The 20,828-nt window shown below is 64.5% G+C and carries 12 protein-coding genes, 1 tRNA gene and 1 pseudogene; 3 read left to right on the top strand and 11 right to left on the bottom strand.

Annotated features, from left to right (window positions below):
- The first annotated feature begins 77 nt into the window (after nucleotides 1–77).
- The gene (locus tag J7E22_RS07565) at nucleotides 78–689 is read left to right on the top strand and encodes a TetR/AcrR family transcriptional regulator (RefSeq protein ID WP_214980343.1); all 612 of its coding nucleotides are present in this window, start codon (nucleotides 78–80) and stop codon (nucleotides 687–689) included.
- Here the strand turns inward: J7E22_RS07565 and J7E22_RS18160 are convergent.
- From J7E22_RS18160 to J7E22_RS07540, 6 genes are all read right to left on the bottom strand, one after another.
- Entirely contained in the window at nucleotides 660–1,499 is an 840-nt protein-coding gene (locus J7E22_RS18160; RefSeq protein ID WP_214980342.1) for an RHS repeat-associated core domain-containing protein, read from the bottom strand. The two genes, J7E22_RS07565 and J7E22_RS18160, sit on opposite strands and share 30 nt — an antisense overlap.
- A 246-nt stretch (nucleotides 1,500–1,745) precedes the next feature.
- Nucleotides 1,746–1,955, bottom strand: a complete 210-nt coding sequence (locus J7E22_RS07555; protein WP_214980340.1) for a hypothetical protein — start codon at nucleotides 1,953–1,955, stop codon at nucleotides 1,746–1,748.
- Between the two features lie 701 nt (nucleotides 1,956–2,656).
- On the bottom strand, nucleotides 2,657–3,040 hold the full coding sequence (locus J7E22_RS07550) for a hypothetical protein (protein ID WP_214980337.1): 384 nt from the start codon (nucleotides 3,038–3,040) through the stop codon (nucleotides 2,657–2,659).
- A complete protein-coding gene (locus tag J7E22_RS07545; protein WP_214980336.1) occupies nucleotides 3,037–4,794 on the bottom strand; it encodes an RHS repeat-associated core domain-containing protein in 1,758 nt (585 codons plus the stop codon). The genes J7E22_RS07550 and J7E22_RS07545 overlap by 4 nt, the downstream gene beginning before the upstream one ends.
- A gap of 175 nt (nucleotides 4,795–4,969) precedes the next feature.
- The gene (locus J7E22_RS17885; RefSeq protein ID WP_285439847.1) at nucleotides 4,970–5,092 is read right to left on the bottom strand and encodes a hypothetical protein; all 123 of its coding nucleotides are present in this window, start codon (nucleotides 5,090–5,092) and stop codon (nucleotides 4,970–4,972) included.
- A 291-nt stretch (nucleotides 5,093–5,383) separates the two neighbouring features.
- On the bottom strand, nucleotides 5,384–5,728 hold the full coding sequence (locus J7E22_RS07540; RefSeq protein WP_214980334.1) for a hypothetical protein: 345 nt from the start codon (nucleotides 5,726–5,728) through the stop codon (nucleotides 5,384–5,386).
- A 527-nt stretch (nucleotides 5,729–6,255) separates the two neighbouring features.
- On the opposite strand from J7E22_RS07540, the pseudogene J7E22_RS07535 reads away from it, so the two are divergent.
- A pseudogene (locus J7E22_RS07535) lies at nucleotides 6,256–7,068 on the top strand (IS481 family transposase); the annotation flags it as partial.
- Between the two features lie 801 nt (nucleotides 7,069–7,869).
- Here the strand turns inward: J7E22_RS07535 and J7E22_RS07530 are convergent.
- The 4 genes from J7E22_RS07530 to J7E22_RS18155 all read right to left on the bottom strand — a co-directional run bounded on the left by J7E22_RS07530 (nucleotide 7,870) and on the right by J7E22_RS18155 (nucleotide 16,247).
- A complete protein-coding gene (locus tag J7E22_RS07530; protein ID WP_251008752.1) occupies nucleotides 7,870–8,271 on the bottom strand; it encodes an ankyrin repeat domain-containing protein in 402 nt (133 codons plus the stop codon).
- 465 nt (nucleotides 8,272–8,736) lie between these two features.
- Nucleotides 8,737–9,411: a hypothetical protein gene (locus J7E22_RS07520; protein WP_214980332.1), complete on the bottom strand. Its 675-nt coding sequence runs from the start codon at nucleotides 9,409–9,411 to the stop codon at nucleotides 8,737–8,739.
- Between the two features lie 323 nt (nucleotides 9,412–9,734).
- Nucleotides 9,735–10,334, bottom strand: a complete 600-nt coding sequence (locus tag J7E22_RS07515; protein ID WP_214980330.1) for a hypothetical protein — start codon at nucleotides 10,332–10,334, stop codon at nucleotides 9,735–9,737.
- A 9-nt stretch (nucleotides 10,335–10,343) separates the two neighbouring features.
- A complete protein-coding gene (locus tag J7E22_RS18155) occupies nucleotides 10,344–16,247 on the bottom strand; it encodes an RHS repeat-associated core domain-containing protein (protein WP_214980328.1) in 5,904 nt (1,967 codons plus the stop codon).
- 753 nt (nucleotides 16,248–17,000) lie between these two features.
- Here J7E22_RS18155 and J7E22_RS07505 point away from each other — a divergent pair.
- Nucleotides 17,001–20,198 carry a LamG domain-containing protein gene (locus tag J7E22_RS07505; RefSeq protein WP_214980326.1) on the top strand — a complete coding sequence of 1,066 codons (3,198 nt, stop codon included), beginning with the start codon at nucleotides 17,001–17,003 and terminating at the stop codon, nucleotides 20,196–20,198.
- 419 nt (nucleotides 20,199–20,617) lie between these two features.
- Here the strand turns inward: J7E22_RS07505 and J7E22_RS07500 are convergent.
- Nucleotides 20,618–20,707, bottom strand: a tRNA-Ser gene (locus J7E22_RS07500).
- Nucleotides 20,708–20,828: the final 121 nt, after the last annotated feature.

Raw genomic sequence — 20,828 nt, 5'->3', positions numbered from 1 at the left:
CGCCGTTGCGCCAGAAACTGACACTACGTTGTGCCAGATCCGGGCGCAACAGTGCGAGGTACCCGTACCCTGGGCACGTGCCGAGGAGTGGAGCCGCAGCGCGGCAGCGATTACAGCAGGCCGCGCTCGAGCTCTACACGGAGCGCGGGTACGACGCGACGACCACGGCGGACATCGCGGAGCGGGCCGGGGTGAACGACCGGACCTTCTTCCGGCACTTCCCCGACAAGCGGGAAGTGCTGTTCGACGGCCAGGAAACCCTCCGCGACGCGCTCGTGGCCTCAGTCCTGGCTCAGCCGGACGGCACCGCACCGGTGGAGGCGCTCCAGCACGCGTTCCTCGACTCCGCTCACCTCCTGGAGGACAACCGCGACGCAGGAGTGACACGGCTGCGGATCATCGCGCACACACCCGCACTGCTCGAGCGGGACCTGGCCAAGGGCGCGGCCATGGCGAGCGCGCTGGCGAACGCGCTCCACGAGCGGGGGGAATCACGGGACGCAGCTGACCTCATCGGCTCCGTGTGCTGGACCGCGTTCCACCACGCCGCCGGCCGGTGGATCGCATCGCCGGTCGCTGACCTCTCCACGTGCATCTCCGCCGCGTTCGACCTGCTCGCGACGTCGTTCCCCGCCAGCCGAACGACGTCGCCGTCCCGCTCAGGGAAGGGGCTGGTGCGGGACGCCTGACGGTTGAGCCGCTGAGACGCTGCCGAGCGGCGCCTCGTGGTCCGGCGTCGTGGCGCGGTCGACCTGGCCGTCGGTGCACGCGCCCTCCGGGTCCGTGTCGGTGACGGGGTCGTTCGCGCGGAAGCTGTAGCCGTTGGCGAGCAGCGGGCCGCCAGCCGGACAGGCCACAGCGGACAGGAACCGACCGAGTGTCGGGTCGTACTCCCGCCCACCGAGCTGCACGAGCCCGGTCCCCGCCGACCCGCCGGCGTTCCGGAACCCGTGCGGGGACGACCAGACCGGCACCGTCCCCCGAGCGTTCCCGAACGGATCGAACCACCGACGCGTGACCGACTTGTCGGTCGCTCCGATCTCCAGGTCCGCCGTACCGTCCACGTCGGTGTCGAGCGCGAACACCTTGTTGCTCCCACCGGTCGTGGTCCGCTCGTCGACGACGATTCCGTCGAGCACGTACGTGCGCGTCGCGGTGACGGTGCCGTCCGTGGCCTTGTGGACCTCGGTGTTCCCGAGGAACAGGGTGGTGCCGGTGTTCGGGTCCGCCTGCACGAGGAGCGCGCCGTCGGCGTCGTGGACGTCCGTCTCCGTCGCCCCGTCCTTCGTGACGGTCGCGACCCTCCCCAGGGCGTCGTAGGTGAGCGTCCGCCCCGGCGTGGTCGTGGTGTTCCCGTCGGCGTCGTACCCGAAGGCGCCGACCCTCCCCACGGCGCTGTCGGTGACGGACTGCACGGCGTGCGGGTTCGGTGTCCCTGCTTCCGGGTACGAGGAGGTCGAGGTCACGTCGTCAGCACCGCCGATGCCGTGCTCCGTCACCGCCGTGCGGTTGCCGGTCGTACTGTCGTCGCGCCGAACCCCTGCGTCGAAGCGGGAACGTGGTCGTGACGCCGGCGGGTAGGTCCCCGGCGACGCACCCGGAGACCGCGCGCGTGTAAGTATCTTGCGGCGACGATACGCTCCGTTCAGTGGCCCGGGGCTACGGTAAAAGTTCTTTTGCTGTAGCGAGTCACCCGCATTGCCTTCGATCGTTGTGCCCGCGCCAAGGATCGGGGGATCTCCGGATCAGCCGTTCACGTTCTTCATGGTGAACGTGCTGCCAGATTCAATATCTCCCTGCGGGAAAATGAGCCCTGCGGGACTGCCTGGATGATATTCCGCACTGAGAGACAGGCCCCTCGGATGATTGGGAGCCTCGTTGATGATCACGAGGACGGTCGGATAGTACGAACTCGAGGCGTTGTCGCCGTTCGGTACGATGAGCTTGCCCTCCACTTCTTCCGTGCCTCTCGAAGTGCGCTGAGAGGCGTCAACAACATTGCGAGGGAGCCGCCCCGCACTGATCGTGCCGTCCGATTCAACTTGTAAACTAGCGCCACCGTCTCCGGTCCACTTCCCCGTTACGGTCGACAGGCTTGGCGGCTGTACCTTTGACGAGCACCCCGACAGTGTTAGTGCAGCCGCAGCAAGAAGTGCCATCACGGCAACTCGCCGCTTCAATATGACACCTTCTCATCCCATTCGAAGGTTTGATCCGTTTCCGACAGCGGACCACTTGTGGAAACACCATTCACCTGCTCACCGATGTAGTGCTCCCAAAACGGAGTGCACTCGATAATCGGTGGGCGGGTCGCGGACTGGATTGTTGAAGCGTTGTGGCCGGAGAAGTGGATTGTCGCCTGTCGCCTGTCGCGTCTTGGCGTCGACCTTTGCGACGCGCGCAGTGGCGCTGTACGCCCCGAGAAACGTTTGCCGGAGATTCCCGGTCGCGCCACCGTCGAGGATGAATAAATGGTAGTCAAATCCATGGGTTGCTATCGATGATGGCTGCCGAACCGCTAGTGCCCTGCTGCGACGCCGTGGGCCGAAGAGTGGACGCACCCGATCGAGGACGCTCGCTGCCCGCGTGTCCAATGCGACAATTCGCGCAGCCGGCGATGCTGATGGCTTGGAATCGACGCATGCCCCTGTGGCCCTCAGCGATCACCGAAGAGCGCACGGGCATCGCCGACAGCCTGAACCCCGGTTGCATAGCCCCTCACCCAACGCAGCATTTTGCCGAGGCCAAGCGGGGATCCCGATGATGGAACATCAAAGCTCTCACCCTCGCGAATATGGGCAAGCGCGAACTCCGAGTTTAAAAAGACCGCATCGACCTCGTACAGCACATACGGATCAAGCTGAGCCGCCCCCGTCATCAACTGCACATCGGTCGCGCCCCCTTCGGACCGATAGATGCACCGCACCCACGGATGTTCTTCTGTCCCACGGGGTGCGGTCGGCCGCGGCAGGTTCGTCCCTCGGAAAGGACGGAAAGCGATTTGCACTCGCGCAACCGCAGACACTTCGGGCTCGTTCATTCGTGCTCCATGAATTCTGGTGCGCCGAGCATCCATAGGTCGCTTTCGCTTACCATGATGGTTGGAATTCCGCCGTCAACAGCGGGCCCTACACTTCGGCTCAACAACGAGTTCGGGATCGTTGTCCTGACGATCATAGCATCATTCCACTGCTGAACCTTGCCCAAGTAGCTCTGAGCACCCTCAGCGGTTGTGAAATACTTCGACTCCGCCGATCCCTTCTCATAGTCATTCCGGAAACCGTTCTGCCTCGCGATATCAGCAGCCTCCCCGTCGTCCACAACTCGGTAGATGTTGGTAACGCCTTCCCTGTCAGCCTCTACCTGAGCTGCACCGCTCTTGTAGATGTACCACAGGCCGCCGGCGGAAAGAGCGCCATCAATTTCGTTCCCGTGGTTCAATTCCTTGAGAGGGACCATTGCATCCCCGAGCTGGCCTGCCAGTGCCCCGCATTGCTTTCGGTGGGAGACGCACACATCTTGCAGCGTCGCAAGTTCCTGTTCGAAAGAAGTGACCCCACCCTTGCCTTCGTTGTTATATTTTGCTTCACTGTTGTATAGTGAGCGAAGTTGCTTCCAGTAGGGATTGGCCTTGCCGATCCGTACATGCGGCGAAACATATGCCCACGGCGCGCTGTGTGCTTTACCTCCTGATGCTGCTGCCTTAGGAGGACCTCCATACACGCCAGGCGCGGAGATGTTCCCGTGCGAAGTGATGTGCTGCGTACCGCCGGAGCAGTTGGTGTGGAAGTCAATCGAGTCCCCGACTGCAAGATAGCAAGCGCCCGACGGGTCTGCGTTCGTGATCGGGTTGTTCGCGCTATAGCTGTATCCGTTGTCTTGCTGGGGATTGTCTGGCGCGAAGATTGGGTCGACGGAGAGGAACCGGCCGAGGGTCGCGTCGTAGGCGCGTGCTCCGAGCTGCGCGAGTCCAGTCAGTGCGGATTCGCTCTTGTTGAGGAACCCGTGCGGTGACGACCATGCCGTTGCGGTGCCGCGTTCGCTGCCGAACGGGTCGACCCATCGTCGAGTGATCGACTGGTCGCTGGCCCCGACTTCGAGGTCCGCGGTTCCGTCGATGTCGGTGTCGAGCGAGAAGACTTTGTTGCTGCCACCTTCGGTGGTGCGTTCGTCGACGGCGGTGCTGCCGAGGGAGTAGGTGCGGGTGGCGGTGACGGTGCCATCGGCTGCTTTGTGCACTTCGGTGTTCCCGAGGTACAGCGTCGTCCCTGCGTCCGGGTCGGTCTGCACGAGGAGCGTGCCGTCGGCGTCGTACACGTCAGACTGGGTCTTGCCATTTTTCGTGACGGTGGCGATTCGTCCGTCGGCGTCATAGGTCAACGTCTGGCCGGGCATCGTGGTCGTGTCTCCGTCGGCGTCGTACCCGTAGGCGTCGACTGTTCCGGAGGCGCTGTCGGTTACCGATTGCACGCCGTGCGGGTTCGTGGACGCAGCGGCTGGGTACGAGTACGTGCTGCTCTGGTCCGCAGCAGTGCCGACCCCGTGCTGTGTGACGGCGGCGCGGTTGCCGGTTGCGGTGTCGTACGTGTAGCTGTTCCAGTAAGCGGCGGGGCCGCCGAGCGCTGTCTTGGAGGGGGCGGTCGCGCAGCTGCTGCTGTTCGGTGTCCACGCTTCGGTGAGCTCTTGAAGCTGGTCGTAGGAGTAGCACTGCGTCTCCGTGCCGGCCGCTCCGGTGACGGCAGCTGAGGTGATCGTGCCAGCGTTGTTCCGCGTGTAGGTGCGATCGGCTTGCACGGCGGTTGCGGACCCGGTTCCGGGGGATGCTCGTCAGACCGCAGGACACACTGCGCGTCCGCGGTCAAAGTGCCGCGAGTGATAGCGGCGGCCTACGTCGTCGTCGCGTTGCCGCTCTCGCCACCTGCGGTTCCGCCTGACTGACGCTGTCGTTGGACGCGACCCCGTCCCTCGTTCAGACTGCGGGCAGCCTCCAGCCGTTCGTCTCTTGTCCGTCGACCATGACCGTGGCGTTCTGAGGGTGGAAGTCGGAGAGCTCCTGCGCGATCGACAGCAGCGCAGTAATTTGGACGGCCATCAGCCGTTGGTCAACGTCATGCGGTCGATGTGTGAATGCTCCCGGTAGAGCGAGTCTGTGCTGCGCCGATCGCCTTGCCAAGAGCAAGTCCCACGCGGTGGCGTAGTCGTTAGACATGTGACCGCCCTACTCGGTGAGCACGAGCGGCGCCGTCCTAGCGGCGCGCCTCACCCGACCCCAGAAAGACGGCAAGAAGGCAAAGTTCGTTCGCACCTGGGGTCATAGGAGGTGAAGCTGCCCTTTGAGGGCGGGGTGATGACGACGCGCTCGGGTTGTACCAGACTGGGTAGGTCAACCTGCCAGCATCTCGCGCTCGAGCATCGCTGCACCTTCAGGTGTGATGTCGAACCACCCAATTTCCCCAAGCCCGGGTTCTTGGGCCGCGCCATTGGGCCACGTGCGGGCAAGCCTGAACAAACTTGCATCGACAGAAATGGGCCAAGCATTGAAGCCTGCCTCATTCAGGTCTCCGACGCTTAGGAGCCTCCTCGCGAGCATGCTCTGCGCGAGTCCGAGCGCGGCAAGGTGCCGAGTCGCGAGCGGAAGTGAGACAAAAGGACCATAAAAGTATCGAGCGTATATCCAGTCCCCTTTCGCCTCCCGCAGTATGTAGAGCTCTGTAGCTTCGAGGCTCATTTGATATGCACTTTCTGTGGGGGCTTGTTCGGGATGTTGATGTCGATCGTACGCCCGCCCTTATGCAGACTTCGGCGCCGGTTCCTGGGACTCTGTCCGCGGCGGTGATTTCAGGCCTGAGAACGAGCGGCAGGTTTCCGCCGATGCACGCGGTTCCACGGCGTCTTCGCATCGGGGAGAGATGCCAGCACACCTTTGCCCGGTCGACGCTATCGGTGAAGTTGCCAGTTAAGTACAGCATCGCAGCGTTCACCGTAGCGATGATCAAGTCGACGTGTGCGTAGAGGGCGCGCCAGTTTCTTGGGTAGCAAGCGCTGTGCTCGCTGCGCCGCGGATGAGCGAAAGCCGCTCTACCGCCCATAGGAGAACGAAGACGTTGTGCCGTGCTGGGTCCTGTCTGCGGCGCTGCAACCGTCTTGGCAGAGAGGCGAATGCGGCGAGGGTATCTCTCGCCTGCGCAAGGTCTCGAGCGGCGAAGGCGCCGAGCGCTTGATAGACGCTTGCTCGTTGCTGGGTTCGATACGTTAAGCCGAGCGCCGCCTGAACTGGTGAAACTGATCGTGAAAGCGAGGTGGCGGCGCCGCCTCGGGCCGGTGCAAATCAGCGGCGAGCTCGGCCTGCCGGCGTCAACAGTGCACGCCGTCCTGGTGAGGTGTCGCATCAACCGGCTCTCGCACATCGACCGGATCACCGGTGAACCGATCCGGCGTTACGAACACAACGCTCCCGGCGCGATGATCCACGTGGACGTGACGAAGTTCGGCAACATTCCTGACGGTGGTGGCTGGCGGTTCGTGGGGAAGCAGCAGGGCGACAAGAAGCGGGCAGCGGCACCAGACAAACCACGATCGGCGACCAGAGACCCTCTGATGGGTCTGGCATTCGTGCACACCGTCATCGATGACGACTCCCGCATCGCCTAGGCAGAGATCCACGCCGACGAGAAGGCGATCACCGCGATCGGCGTCCTGGAACGAGCGGTTGCCTGGTTCGCCGATCGCGGTGTCACAGTCGAGCGCGTGCTCTCCGACAACGGCTCCGCTTACAAGTCCCACGCCTGGGCTGACGCCTGGGCTGACGCCTGGGCTGACGCCTGCGATCGACTCCGGATCACACCGAAGAAGACCCGCCCTTACCGGCCGCAGACGAACGGAAAGATCGAGCGGTTCAAACGCACCCTCGGTGAGGGTTCGGCATACGCGCGGTTCTACGGATCAGAGACCGAACGCCGAAGGGCGCTCCCGGGCTGGCTGCACTTCTACAATCACCACAGGACCCACTCCGCCATCGGAGGCCCACCCATCAGCAGACTCAACAACCTGCCTGGACATCACAACTAGCGTACCGACGAGGAGTCCCGCGGCGCCTTTGGCGACGCCTTCACCGTCGCCTTGAGCGGCCGCGTGGCCGATCCCGAAGGCGTCGAACGCTTGGTATCCGAGGTCGACCGAATCGGATCCGACGCTGCGTCCGGCGGGATCGCTCGAGTTGATCGGGTCGTCGCCAGGGTACGCGTACCGGTCGGCGTTGTTGGGGTCGAGGGCCGTCGGAACGCGGGTGGCATACGGCGCTGCGATCGCGCTCCTCCTCGCCAGGACGCTCGCGTTCCACGTCCGCCGCCTACGACGCACCGCATGGATGGATCAGGAACGGCAATGGCGCTCCATCGCCCCGTATGACGAAGCGGAACGCGTGCCCCGGCAGGCGCCCTAACTGCCACAGCGGCCGCACCCATCGAAACCTCGCACCCGGTTAGCGCGTCCGCCCGGTACCCAGCCGGAGCGTTACGACGACGGGACGTGTGTCGTAACGGAGGTCGGGTGCACGTCGGTGCGGCCACGTGGTCCCAAAAGCCACCTCCGACGCGTCGCTGCGACGACGGGCATGATGACGACGAGCGTCTGTTCGTCGACCCCGACACGGCGCCCTCGCGTCGTTGCCTTTTCGAGGTACGGGTTGATCGCGTATTCTTGATCTGGTCGCGAAGCTTCTCGAAGCCCCGTGGCCGTGAACCCGACGGTCTCGCCACCGGCGGGGTGCTTTTACGTATACGCGATGGCGGCGGAGCGTGGCGCACCGCGCGTTGAGCCGTTATCGGCGACGAATACTCGTGACCGCACTGACCCGGCGAACGCGGTCGTTTAGCGTTCATCCTCAAAAAACTGCAAGACGTCGTAGTTGCCAATTAGACGCGCAAGACCGATAGGTGACTGTCCGGCATTATTAACCGCGGCCGCATCCGCTCCGCGGCTCAAAAGCAGCTGCACTAGCTCACCGCGGCCTCGAGAGTTGAACACGGCGGTGAACAGCGGGTTGTTCCCATATACGTTGCGCGCGTTCACTTGCGCCCCGGCATCGAGCAGGATCGTTGCGACCTCTACAGAGAATTCCTGCGCAGCAAAGTGAAGAGGCGTGAATTGTAGATAGTCGGGAGCGTCAACGACGGCTCCAGCCGCAATGAGCTGGAGAGCACCCGTTGAATTGTTCTGCAACGCGGCGTCATGCAACGGCGTTCGCTCAAGCTTGCCTACTTCGTCAATCAATGGGGTGCCTCATATCGGTGACTACGGTTACTGGATGGGTCTTCGATCTGATAATGCCGCACCCGTACCCGTAAACGAGAAGAGCCCCCGACCGAGGTCAGGGGCTCTTCTTCTCGAGGCGGTCATCCATCGTGGCGAGACGATCCACGACCTACCCCGTGGCGGGTCATTTGCAGGTCTCGGTGGCCCCTGCTGTCATGCCGATCGGAGGGCCGGCTATCGAGCTTGTGCCCTGGGTTCCCCCCTGGGTCCGCCCCCATTTTCCCCTTTCCGCAGAAAGCCCTGCTCAGGGGAGGGTTCCTCTGCTCCCTCGACGCCCCGTTGCGACGGGGTGGGGTTGCCCCGTTGAAGGAGCACCTCGACGGCTTCGTCGGCACTGGCGTGCGCCCAAACCTCGGATCGTGCGTTTGAGGAGGTCGGCGGTGGCAGCGGGGGCCGTCGCGGATCCATCTGAGCTTCTCCGTGCTAGACGATGGTGATGGTCGCGGCAGGTTCTCCTCCCTGTTGCCCGGTGTCGATCACGGGGATCTGAATCTGCCCACTGGATTGCCCTGCCCGTCGGGCTGCCACGAAGTCGAAGCCTGGTGCAGCCGTGGCGAGCACACGGATGTCGCCTAGCCGGAGAAGGTCTGATGTTGCGATCTGCTCGTGGGCGATTTGCACCTCGAGTCTCGCCGCCTCGATCTCATCGGCCAGTGCGTCTCGCACGGTGGCTACAAGCAGCATCATGTCGATCACGAGGCTGCGTTGCACGTGGGCCCGGAAGGCGAGGCCTCGAATACTTGTACGGTCGGGCCAGTTCTCTGTCTGCCCGGTGACCACTGCTTGGCTCATTGCGTTGACGGCGTGGCCAGTGAACTTGTCCCGCAGCGCGAGAACGATCCGGTGGACGATCCGGGACTCCTCGGGCACCACCCGCTCGGTGAGGTGCACTCGACGGCCCTTGCCGAAGCATCGGGCGTAGCTCATGATCGCCGCTTCGCCCAGGCCCGAGATGACGGTCGCGGCATCGTCTGCTGCACGGTCGACGTCTCGTGCGGCAGTGAGTAGCGCGGTCGTGAGACGGAGGTCTGCCCAGCATCCTGCTAGGTCAGCGAACTTGTTAGTCGCGGCTCCGGGGGGAAGCGCTTTCGTGCTCATGGCAGCAATCACTTCAGGTCGTGGCCGGCGGCGCCGGCGAGTGGGGTCCCGGTTCCAAGTCTGCGCCTGTCGGGATCAGATCGAGACGATCAGTCGACGAAGGCGGGTATCGCCGCCCCTGACACAGAGGGGGCGCGGCTCGGTCGTTCCATTTCCGGGGCGAGGAGCCGCGTCAGACACGTAGCACCGTGTCGGCACCACTGCCCGCCTAGAGACGCTCCTCCGAACGGGCATCAGCCAACAACTGTGAACTCTCCTACTCGCCTATACGGCCCACGGCAGCTATCCCGCAAAACATGCTTACTTTCAATTAGCGCTCTCTCTCAAAGCGCACGAACGATGTACAGCGATTCGTCAAAGGTGACCTCGGCCCCATCCGGGAGTTCCTCGAGCGACTGAGCGAAGCGACCAAATCGTTCCATGACCGCAGCCTCGTCGAGGGCGGAGAGGTTGGCTGTGCTGTACTCGCCGCCGAGAACGAAGGGGAGCAGCGGTGCCAGCCGCTCTCCGGGCTTCAGGGGACGCTCCGTCGCCTGCCAAGCGTGCGCCAGCGCGTACCCGGTATGTACCGAATAGTCCTCAAGGAGGATCTGAGCCCACTCCTCGAGAGAGTCCGCGAATACTTCCACCTCAGCAGATTCGACATCGATTCGAAGCACGCCGTTCGGCGCGGTTGCGAACTGATTCCCGAACAGATCTGAGGCGAAGCAGACCGCGTCGGACGGGATAGAAGGATAGCGTGCGCGCCAACCTTCTTCAGAGTTCCAGCCTGCCAGCATCGCGCTCGGGAACACCCGCAAGGCCGACTCGAATGCTACGAATCCGTCTTTCGCGAGCAATACAGGATGCCCTACCGGTATTGACTCCCGCGATCCTATCTCCGGACCACCAATGGAAGCCAGCTGTTCTACCCAGGTCGACATGAAGGTAACCTAGCAGACCGTGACGGAGACGACGCTCCCATCTGGCAAGCCGGTGCATTGGCGCCCCATGCTCGAACCGGCTCCCCGGTTGTCCGCTGGGTCCACATATCGCACACTCGCTCCGGACCCTCCCTCTGCAAACATCGCCGGCGGATATTCATCGCGATCGTAACCGGACTTGGTCGGGGTTCCTCTGAGAGCGGCCTGCCTGCGAACCTTTGCGCCGCCGCGGTCAATTGTAAGCGTCTTCGCGTGTCCAGATTCCTGGGCAGCTCTGACGTGGGCCGCACTCTCCGGATACTTACTCGAGTCGATCACAATGCGCTTGGCCTCGGCAGCATCGCGGAGTGCGAGCGACGCTGCCTCCGCGCCGGCTTCTGTGGATGTAAAGAAACCGCAGTATGGGTCATCAGAATCGATGCCCATACAGGCTGCAAAGAAGTCGTCCGAAGCCGTCGCCGTGAAGTCGAGGCTCATTGCAAGCTGGATGTCGGCCATCCGCTGTTGGCGCTTCTCCTCGGCATCCTTCGCCGCGTTGCTCGCCTGGCTGTAGGGCGCGAGCGCATTGTGCTTGTGCGTCGGCGCGCAGTAGAGCGTCCCGCCGTCGTACGAGCATCCCCCGCCGGAGTGTGACGGGGTCGGTCGGGGGCGGGAAGCCCACCCTGCTGCCGGCGCGTGGTAGTGGCCGCCTGACGTTCCAGGCGCCGCGATGTTGCCGTGCGTTGTCTTGTGGCCGGGCCCGGTGGAGCAGTTGGTGTGGAAGTCGATGGAGTCGGAGCCGGCCTGGTAGCACGCGCCGCTGGGATCCGCGTTGGTGATGGGGTTGTTCGCGCTATAGCTGTATCCGTTGTCTTGCTGGGGATTGTCTGGCGCGAAGATTGGGTCGACGGAGAGGAACCGGCCGAGGGTCGCGTCGTAGGCGCGTGCTCCGAGCTGCGCGAGTCCAGTCAGTGCGGATTCGCTCTTGTTGAGGAACCCGTGCGGTGACGACCATGCCGTTGCGGTGCCGCGTTCGTTGCCGAACGGGTCGACCCATCGTCGAGTGATCGACTGGTCGCTGGCCCCGACTTCGAGGTCCGCGGTTCCGTCGATGTCGGTGTCGAGCGAGAAGACTTTGTTGCTGCCACCTTCGGTGGTGCGTTCGTCGACGGCGGTGCTGCCGAGGGAGTAGGTGCGGGTGGCGGTGACGGTGCCATCGGCTGCTTTGTGCACTTCGGTGTTCCCGAGGTACAGCGTCGTCCCTGCGTCCGGGTCGGTCTGCACGAGGAGCGTGCCGTTGGCGTCGTATACGTCGGATTGGGTCTTACCGTTGTTTGTGATGGTGGCGATTCGCCCGTCAGCGTCGTACGTCAACGTCTGGCCAGGCATCGTCGTCGTGTCCCCGGCGGCGTCGTAACCGTAGGCGTCGACTGTTCCGGACGCGCCATCCGCTACCGATTGCACCCCATGGGGATTCGTCGATCCAGCGGCTGCGTACGAGTACGTGCTGCTCTGGTCCGCAGCAGTGCCGACCCCGTGCTGTGTGACGGCGGCGCGGTTGCCGGTTGCGGTGTCGTACGTGTAGCTGTTCCAGTAAGCGGCGGGTCCGCCGAGCGCCGCCTTGGACGGGGCAGTCGCGCAGCTACTCGTGTTCGGTGTCCACGCTTCGGTGAGCTCCTGGAGTTGGTCGTAGGAGTAGCACTGCGTCTCCGTGCCGGCCGCTCCGGTGACGGCAGCTGAGGTGATCGTGCCAGCGTTGTTCCGCGTGTAGGTGCGATCGGCTTGCACGGCGGTTGCGGATCCGGTTCCGGAGATGTCCTTGATCTCAGTCACAGCGCCGGTCGCGGGGTCGTAGCCATAGGCGGAGGAGTTCGTGAGGTTCCCGCCGCGGTTGATCTGCGCGAGCTGTCCGAGGCTGGTGTAGATCGCGGAGGCGTAGGCGGCGGTACCGGTGACGCTGGACATGTTGCCCAGTCCGTCGTAGCTGTAGCCGACGCGTTCGGCGTCGAGACCGCCGACCGCGGGGTGGTTCTCGTTGTTGAGGGATTCGTCTTGGTTGTAGGTGTACGTGACGTTGTAGCTGTACGCGCCGAAGCCAGGAGTGGACGCGGGCAGCGTTGTCGTCGCGCCGGTCGGTTGGTTGCCGGCGTCATAGCCGGTGACGGCCTCTGTGTAGGCGGCGCCGGGAGTCCCGGCGATGGAACCGGTGTAGCTGCTGGAGGAGGTCAGCTGTCCCTTCTTGACGGTGTCCCAGGTCCAACTGTCGAGGAGCGCCCCGACGGTTGTGGCGTCGGCGTACTCGGCGGTCTTCCGGTCGAGCGCGTCATAGACGAACGCCGTCGTCTGCCCGCGCGCGTCGGTGGTCGTCAGCTGCCGACCGGCCAGGTCGTAGGTCGACGTCGTGGTGCCGGTGTCGGGGTCGACCGACTGGACCTTGTTCCCGAGGAGGTCATACGTCCACGTCCAAGTGTTGCCGGCAGGGTCGACGGTCGAGGTCATGTTCCCTCGGTTGTCGTACCCGTACGTCGTCGCCTGCTTGACGGCGCTGCTGCTGGGGGTTGACGCGAGGTACTGCACGAGTTTGGTCTTCTGACCGAGGGAGTTCGTCCACGTGCTCGTCGGCGTCCCGCCGGACGGCGGGGTGATGTCCGTTTCGTCGACACCCTGGTACGCGGTTGAGGTTCGGAACCGCTCGTTTCCGAGCGAGTTCGTCACGGTTGCGGTCTGCCTACCGGCACCGTCGTAGATGTTCTGTGTGCTCGAGCCGATCTGTTGCTGGCTCTCGGGGACGAACAGCTTCCCAGACGGGTTCACGGAGACGGTCCAGTACGGGTTGTTCGTCAGCGAGACGTTCCCGGCGGGGTCGTACTGCGTGTCGGTGACGACGGTCCCGCCGGACGGCGACGACGACTGCGTCTGGACGGGACGTCCGAGCCCGTCGTACAGCTGGTAGGTGGTGGCGGTGGTGTGCGCCATGACCGTCGTCGTGGCGACGGAAAGCGGAGCCGCCTGGGTCTCCGAGTAGGCGTAGGCGATGGACGGAGATGTTGTATTCGACGCCTGTGGTCGCTGCGGGAGCCACACGTTGCTCCGCCGGCCGAGCCCGTCGTAGGTCGCGGTCGTGACGCTGCCGTCGGCCGCGGTTTCGGACAGGACCGATCCGCGGGTCGGGTCGATCGTGGTCGTCGACGCCCAGTTGAACGGGGACGGGTTCGTGGTGACGGTTTTCGTCAGCGGTCCGGAGGTCGCCGGCGTGTACGCGGTGGTGGCGGTCCGGCCGAGCGCGTCCGTGGTCGACGTGACGCGGCCGAGCGCGTCATAGCCCGATGAGGCGCTGGTGACCCAATGCGGAGTCGACCCGGCGTACTTGTCGACCTCTTGAGTGCTGGTCTCGTCGCCCTTGGTGGGCGTGGCGCCGAAGGTGTTGCCGTCGTAGCTGGTTCGGACGTCTGACACGGCGTCATCGGGGAGCGACGGTGTTTGGTCGCAGGGGACGGAGACGGTGCGTTGTTCTTGCGGAAGTCCTCGAATCCATGCGGTGGTGTTGTCGGGGGCGTAGTCGGTGGTCTCGCAGGTGCTGCCGGCGTCGGAGGAGACGGTACTGACGGTGATGGGATTGCCGTCGCTGTCATGGGTGGTGGTGATCCGCTCGCTGCGGGTCACGCCGCTGCTGGTCGGCTGTGTGTCGACGCTGCTGCCGTCGCCCAGCTGCCGGGCACTGTTGGTGCCGTCGTTTGCTGTCGGGGCGGATGCCCATGGCGTGTTGACGGCGTCGTCGATGACGGCCCCGCCCACCCCGTTGAGGGTTTTCGTCTCGCGGGTGCTGCCTGCCAGCCATGCCGAGTCGGGGGTGGAGGCGTCGCCGGTGACCGTCACCGTCTTGGTGCCCCCACTTGTGGACGCACGGTCGCCGTCCATGCCTTGGTAGAAGACGTAGTCAGTCGTCTTCTCGGTGGCGGGCTTGCTGGTATCACCTTCTCGGACTTCGACGGTGTTGTACCCGGCGTAGACCGACCAGGTGCGGTTCTTGTCCGGGGTGAACGGGGACGTGTTGTACCGCCAGGCGGGCGTTCCGGTGTACAGGTACGAGGTGACCTGCGGCCGGTCTGCACCGCCGCCCGTCTTCGGGTCCGCGACGACGCTGGTCACGACGTACTTGTGGAACAGGTCGATCTTCGGCGCGACCGCGGGGGTGATCTGCGGAGTCCACCATTGTGGGAAGCAACGCCTGGTGTTCGTCGCTGCGCCTGCTTCGATTGCTGCGGCCTCGGAAGGTTGGCAGTCCTGGGCGGAGTAGTTGACTGTCGTGACGGAGCCGGTGGTGTCGACGATCGAGGAGATCCGCCACTTGTCGAGCGGTGCCAGGCCGTCGACGGCCCACACACGGTTCTGCATGGTGACACCTGAGAACTTCGTGGCCGGTTCCGTGATCGCGGTCTGCCCGCCGGAACCGGTGTGCTGCACTTGGGTGAGCCAGAGTGCTGCATTTGTGCCGTCGCCAGGCGCCGGGAACGAGTGTGAGAGCGTCCAGCTGTCGACTGTCGTGTAAGTGGACGTAGCGGTGCGTGCTGCCGTGGTGACGGTGTCGAGCATCGCGTCGGTCCAGAACGTGGGGACCGGGTTCGCGGTGCAGCTCGAGGCGCAGAGCTGATCGAACGGGACGTCCGGGTAGGCGGCTGGTGTGGCCGGCTTCACGGCGGCGCCGGTGACAGTCTCCTTGGTGCAGTTTGTGTGGGTGGTGTCGTCGCATCGGCCGTATGCGTCGTACCCGAAGGTCACTCGGTCGGATGCGGCGTTGGCCACGTACACGTTCGACGCGGTGAGTCCGTAGTCGATGTGGTTGAGCTGGCCTCCGCGGACGTAGGAGGTCGCGCCGGCACCGTTCTGCCCGTAGCTGTTTGTCTCTGCGTTGTAGTAGAGAGCCTCAGCGTTCTGGTGGACGTCGACGACGTAGTCGAGGTTCCATCGCCATGCCTGCACGCAGGAGGACGCTGCGAAGGTGGTTGAGTGGCACGGTTCGCCGGCGTCATTGCCGTACACCGGCACAGTCCACGCTGAGTTCGTGGTCGCGTTGCCGGACGCCCAGCCAGGAAGCCGGTTGAGGCCGAAGTAGTACTGAGTGCCGTCGCCGGTGGTCACCCGCCAGCAGTCCGTGTCGTAGGTGCCGTTCGCTTGGCAGCCCTGCGCTGTCCCGACGAGGTGTTCGATGCGGGACCCGTCATCGGAGAGCAGCTTCCAGGTACCGGTGCTCTTGTCACGCACGAGCGGTGCACTGTGACCGCCGAGCGAGAGCGTCGCGTTGTCGACCTTCCAGCACAGGTCGCCAGAGGTGGCGATCGCGCCTGAAGCTCCGTCGTCCTGGGAGCAGGAGACGTACTGGCGTTCGATGAACCCGCCGCCGGCGAGGTCCCATCCGTCACCGACCGCGGACGGCTGGTTGTTCGTCGATCCGGTTTCCCCGTCGATTGCCTGCGAGTCGTAGGAGAGCGCGAGATCTGGTGCCGGCCCCGCTGCTGCTGGTGGGGCGGCGAGCGGATACTGCCACGAGAAGTCCCCGGTCTGCGCCGAAACGTCCCAGGTGCTGGATGCCTTGAGCGGGGTCGCAGCAAAGGACCCGGTGCCACTCGAGGATGTCGCGCTTCCAGTCGCGGCGAGCAACATGGTTCGGTTGCTCACGGTGGGCGCGAGAGTCGCTGACGTTGATGACGTCGTCATGGGAACGGCGGTGACGGTCTTCTTGCCGTCCGCCGGTAGTTCGACGAAGTGTGCCCGGCTCGCGAAGTCGGCGCCACCCGCCTCGACCAGCAGCTTCCGCGGGATCTGCACTGCGACCGAGCCATTTCCGGACCGTGAATCGGCTCGCTTGACGCTCACGACGAGACCGCTCAGGTGCTGCTTCCGAAGCTCTGTCTTGCCGAGCACCCCGACGGTCACCTTCGAAGGCTTGTCGGCGGTCCGTTCCGACTGCGCAGAAGCCACCTTGATACCGGAATCGTCGACGTCGATCCACCGGCCTCGGCCGACCGTCTCAGTCTTCCCGGTCAACGCGTGGAGTCGAAGCGACTCCACCCGCGTTGGCGGAGTGGTCACTGTCACAGGCGCGACAGCGGGAACATTCGATTCGACTGTCGCTGGCGAGGTCGAGGACGCGCCCCTGCTGGAGGAAGGAACCGCGGCCGCTGTATGCCCGGGAACGGGCTTCCCGAGATCGGCGATGAGCGGGAATGTTGCAGCATCGCTCGCCACGGGCGTCAGCAGCGAGCCCGCGAGCGCTGCGATCGCGATTGCGGGAATCGCGGGAAGCTTGAACCAAGCTCCCCGCCCGACCGCGCTCCGATGTGAATACTTGCGCACGCGACGAGTTCGCACAGCTTCCCCTTTTTCCATCTGTGCGCAAAAACGCGTGTTCAGCGCAGTTGAATGTTAGCGAGAGACTCGTCACAGGAATCCACCCCCCAAACAGGGGTGGACCTGCCGGATTCCGCAGGATTCCGCCGCTCCACCCAACAATCCTTTAAGCACGTTCATATTCAAACTTTCCAGACGGCGTGAGGCGAACTGACGCGGAAGTGCGGCTGCAAGCACTCCGTAGACCCCCCGTAAGTGGGCCACGGAGATTTCCCTGGAATCGCTACGGTTTCGACGTCCGGAAACTTCCGGACCACCGTTTTAAAGGTTGGGGTCCTCTTGCGGCGTTCGCTTTCCGTATCCGTCATCACCGCGATCGCTGCGATCGCATTCGCCGTACAACCGCTAGCAGCGCACGCGGAAACAGAAACGGCCACCACCGCTGCCTCTTCGGCCTCCGAAACACCGGAGCAGGCGGCCTCCGCTGATGCGCAAGCCTCTGGCAACGAGGTTGTCGTTGAAGGCACCACAACACCGACCTCACAGGTCACCGCTGAACCCGATGGCACGCTGCAGCTCACACAGACCACCGAGCCCACGCGGGTGCAGCAGGACGGCGAGTGGGTAAAGATCGACACTGATCTGCAGCAGAACGGTGACTGGGTCGAGCCCGCCGCGACGCTCTCACCCGTCCAGTTCTCCGATGGCGGAAGCGACGTCCTCGCCCGCGTACAGACTCCTACCGGCCAATGGGTTTCCGAAGCCTGGCCGGACGGCGGAGACCTTCCGACGCCGACGCTCGACGGCGCCGACGCGACGTACGGTGATGTCCTGCCTGGCGTCGACCTCCGCCTGGAGGCAACCGCGACGGGGATGAGCGAGGTCTTCGTCGTCAAGGACGAACAAGCGGCGGCGAACCCGGACTTGCAGGCGGTCGAGCTGGCCCTGCACGGGGCCGACGTGAAGGAATCCTCCACAGCGGCAACGGCAACCGCAGCGGACGGCTCCGCGCTGACCGCGTCCAAGCCGACCTGGTGGGACTCCTCCCACGCTGGCGACGAGGACGGGCCGGGAGGCGCCGCGATCCCGAAGCCGCTTCCCCACACCGCCAGCGGCGACTCGATCACGCTCGACGTTGCACAGGCGCCGACTGCGAACGCTGACTACCCCCTCTACATCGACCCGGACTGGTCCGCAGGACAGCAGCACTTCTGGTTCACCGACCGCGCTTACCCGACCCAGTCCTACCTTGACGGCTCCCCCGCGGGCTACCAGAGCGTCGGCTACGCCCAGCAGGACGGCACGACCTACCTGTCCCGTGCCTTCTGGGAGTTCAACACGGCGGCACTCGCCGGCAAGCACATCCTCACCGCACAATTCGGCGCAGTCGCAACGTACAGCTGCAGCGCGGTCCCCGTCGAAGCGTGGCGCTACGGGCCCGGAACGGCAGGGTTCACCTGGAACGGCGACCCGAACCTCTGGCGCGAGAAGCTCGACACCCAGAACTTCACCTCCACCGGCGGGTGCGGGATCTCCCCGACGAGCGTCGGCTGGGACGTCACAAACGGTATGACCGACATCGCCGCCGCGAAGAGCTCCACCTTCCAGATCGGCCTGCGATCGACCGACGAGGGAAGCATCTCTCGGAAGCATTTCAACAACAACGCCCGCCTCACCGTCACCTACAACAACCCGCCGCGGACTCCCACCGCACTGCAGATGACGTCGCCGGAGCGGAGCTGCGCCACCAGCCCAAGCGCGCCGTCCTTTGTGAACAACCATGCGCAGTCGATCACATTGCAGATGAACGCGTCCGACCCGGACCCCGGAACGTTGACGTCGACGTTCGAAATCGCTGCAACGAACGCCCTCAGCACCCGCCTGAAGGCCCTCACCGTGCAGTCTGCTGCGCAAGGGACACAGTCCGCAGTACTTCCGAAGGGAACGTTCGATTCGAACACGCCCACGGCCCTTGCCTACCGTGCGATGAGCAACGACGGGCACGACTCCAGCCCTTGGTCGCCGTGGTGCTACTTCACGGTGAAGAACGCCGGCCCATCGCTGCCTCAGGTGACGAGCCCCGATCTGTCCTCCTCCACGATCGGGAAGCCCGTCAGCGTCACGATCAATTACGCTGCCACCGATGCGATCAGGACCGTGGCCTACTGGTGGACCTCAACTGCCCTGACGTCACCTGCACCGCTACCGCCGGCCACCATCACGCCACAGTCGGACACGACCTGCACCTTCGCCAACGGCCCGGTCACCGGCATCTGCGCCACGTCGAGCACCTCTGCGACATTGACCCTCGCGCCCACCGATACCACGTCGACACTTTGGGTGGCCACCTACGACAAGGCCGGCAACGTGTCCGTCGATGCAGCAGGACACTCGGCATCGACGGGACTCGAGTTCGACAATGCTGCCAACGACCCAGCAGTAGCGATCGACACCGGTCACGCGTGGACTGTGGGCAGCCAGACGGCACCGACCACCCTCGACGACGGCAACACCGTCTCACCCGTACCTCTCACCGTCGGTGGGAACACCACGACCGGGCTTCCGGGGGGAACGTTCAACGGACCGCACGCCACACGAGGGTTGGACTTCAACTCGTCCGTTCCACTGGTCAGCATCAACCGGTTCAACGGCGACTACCACTCCGCAGTCATCAACGGCAGCGCGCCCTCCGGGTCGCACTTCGAGATGAGTCTCGGAGACCTCCTCTCCCCCGGACAGACGGGGACCGGGCTGACGGCGCTGTATTCGTGCGCTGTCTCGAACGGCAACATGACGTCCAGCTCCAGCACCTGCGAAGGCACCGGTGCAACTGGTTCCGCGCTCGGCTACGCGTGGAAGACCGCCAGCGCCGTCCCCGCACCCCTGAAGCCTGTGGCCGTGTACCGCTGCTACAGCGGCGCGGACCATTTCGACTCCCACTCGGCGAACTGTGAAGGCCGAACCGTTGAATCGCTGCTCGGTTACTTCGCCGAGCAAACCGTCACGGCCACAACGGGCCCCGTTGTCGACACGACGAAGAGCTTCACGGCGGCGGCGTGGATCGACCCTGCCGAAGCGAGCGCAGCTCACCACGCCTACACCGCCGTGTCACAGAACAGCGATTCGACGTACACGTTCCTGATCAAGGTCGACGGAACGCTCCTCGAAGGATGCATCAAAGCGCAGACTGCCTCCTCATCGGCATGCGCAACGTCTTCGTTCGCACTCAGCGATGGACCCGGAGAGAACTGGAACTACGTCGCCCTCCAATGGGACGCCGTGAACCATCAACTCCGCCTGTACGTGAACGGCGCCCTCGCGACGGGAACGAACTCCAACGCGGTGGCCCCCTTCAGCCTCCCGACGTCGGACACTGCACCGACGGGACCGTTCATGGTCGGCTCCGCAATGGTCAACGGCGAAACCGGGGATCTCTTCGCCGGTCAGGTCCTCGACCCAGTCGTGTTCCCGGGCATCGTCTCCAGCACGCAGATGACCAACCTTTCGTCGAGCGGCAACCTCACCGGGGGCTTCTGACACACCCACGGGAAGAGCCCCGGGCCCATGCCTGGGGCTCTTCCCGTCTCGTCGCGCACGGGTCGGTGCGTCAGCGCTCAAGATCTGGGGCACGTCAAGCGGGACGGTCGTTTACCGCGACGCGAGCGCCAGGCCCAAGGGCCCCCCGAACCCTCTCCTGATAGCTCGTCGCACCGACGCTTCAAAGCGCTCCGCCCACGCACACCGCGGTCCGTCCACCATGTGACGACGCACTCGAAGACGGACACCACGCGATCCAGAGTCCGGCACCGACGGAAGGCTGGGAGCCCCGATCAACCTCCATGGAGCCGCGAACCCGCACCCGTACCCGTAAACGAGAAGAGCCCCCGACCGAGGTCAGGGGCTCTTCTTCTCGAGGTGGTCATGCATCGTGGCGAGACGATCCACGACCTACCCCGTGGCGGTACCGGTGGGATTTGAACCCACGGTGGAGTTGCCCCCACACATGTTTTCGAGACATGATCCTTCGGCCGCTCGGACACGGTACCGGGAGAGAGTTTACACGATCCAGGAGGCCCGACGCACCGCCCGACCTCGGCCCACCCTCCACAGGAGGGGCCTCGGAACCCTTCATCCACAGCCCAGCGGAGCGTGAGGTCGGCACGATCT

It is taken from the genome of Curtobacterium sp. ISL-83 (assembly GCF_018613895.1).
Taxonomy (GTDB): Bacteria; Actinomycetota; Actinomycetes; order Actinomycetales; family Microbacteriaceae; genus Curtobacterium.
Note: the sequence above shows the minus strand (reverse complement) of the source record. Positions and strands in the feature narration are given on the sequence as shown.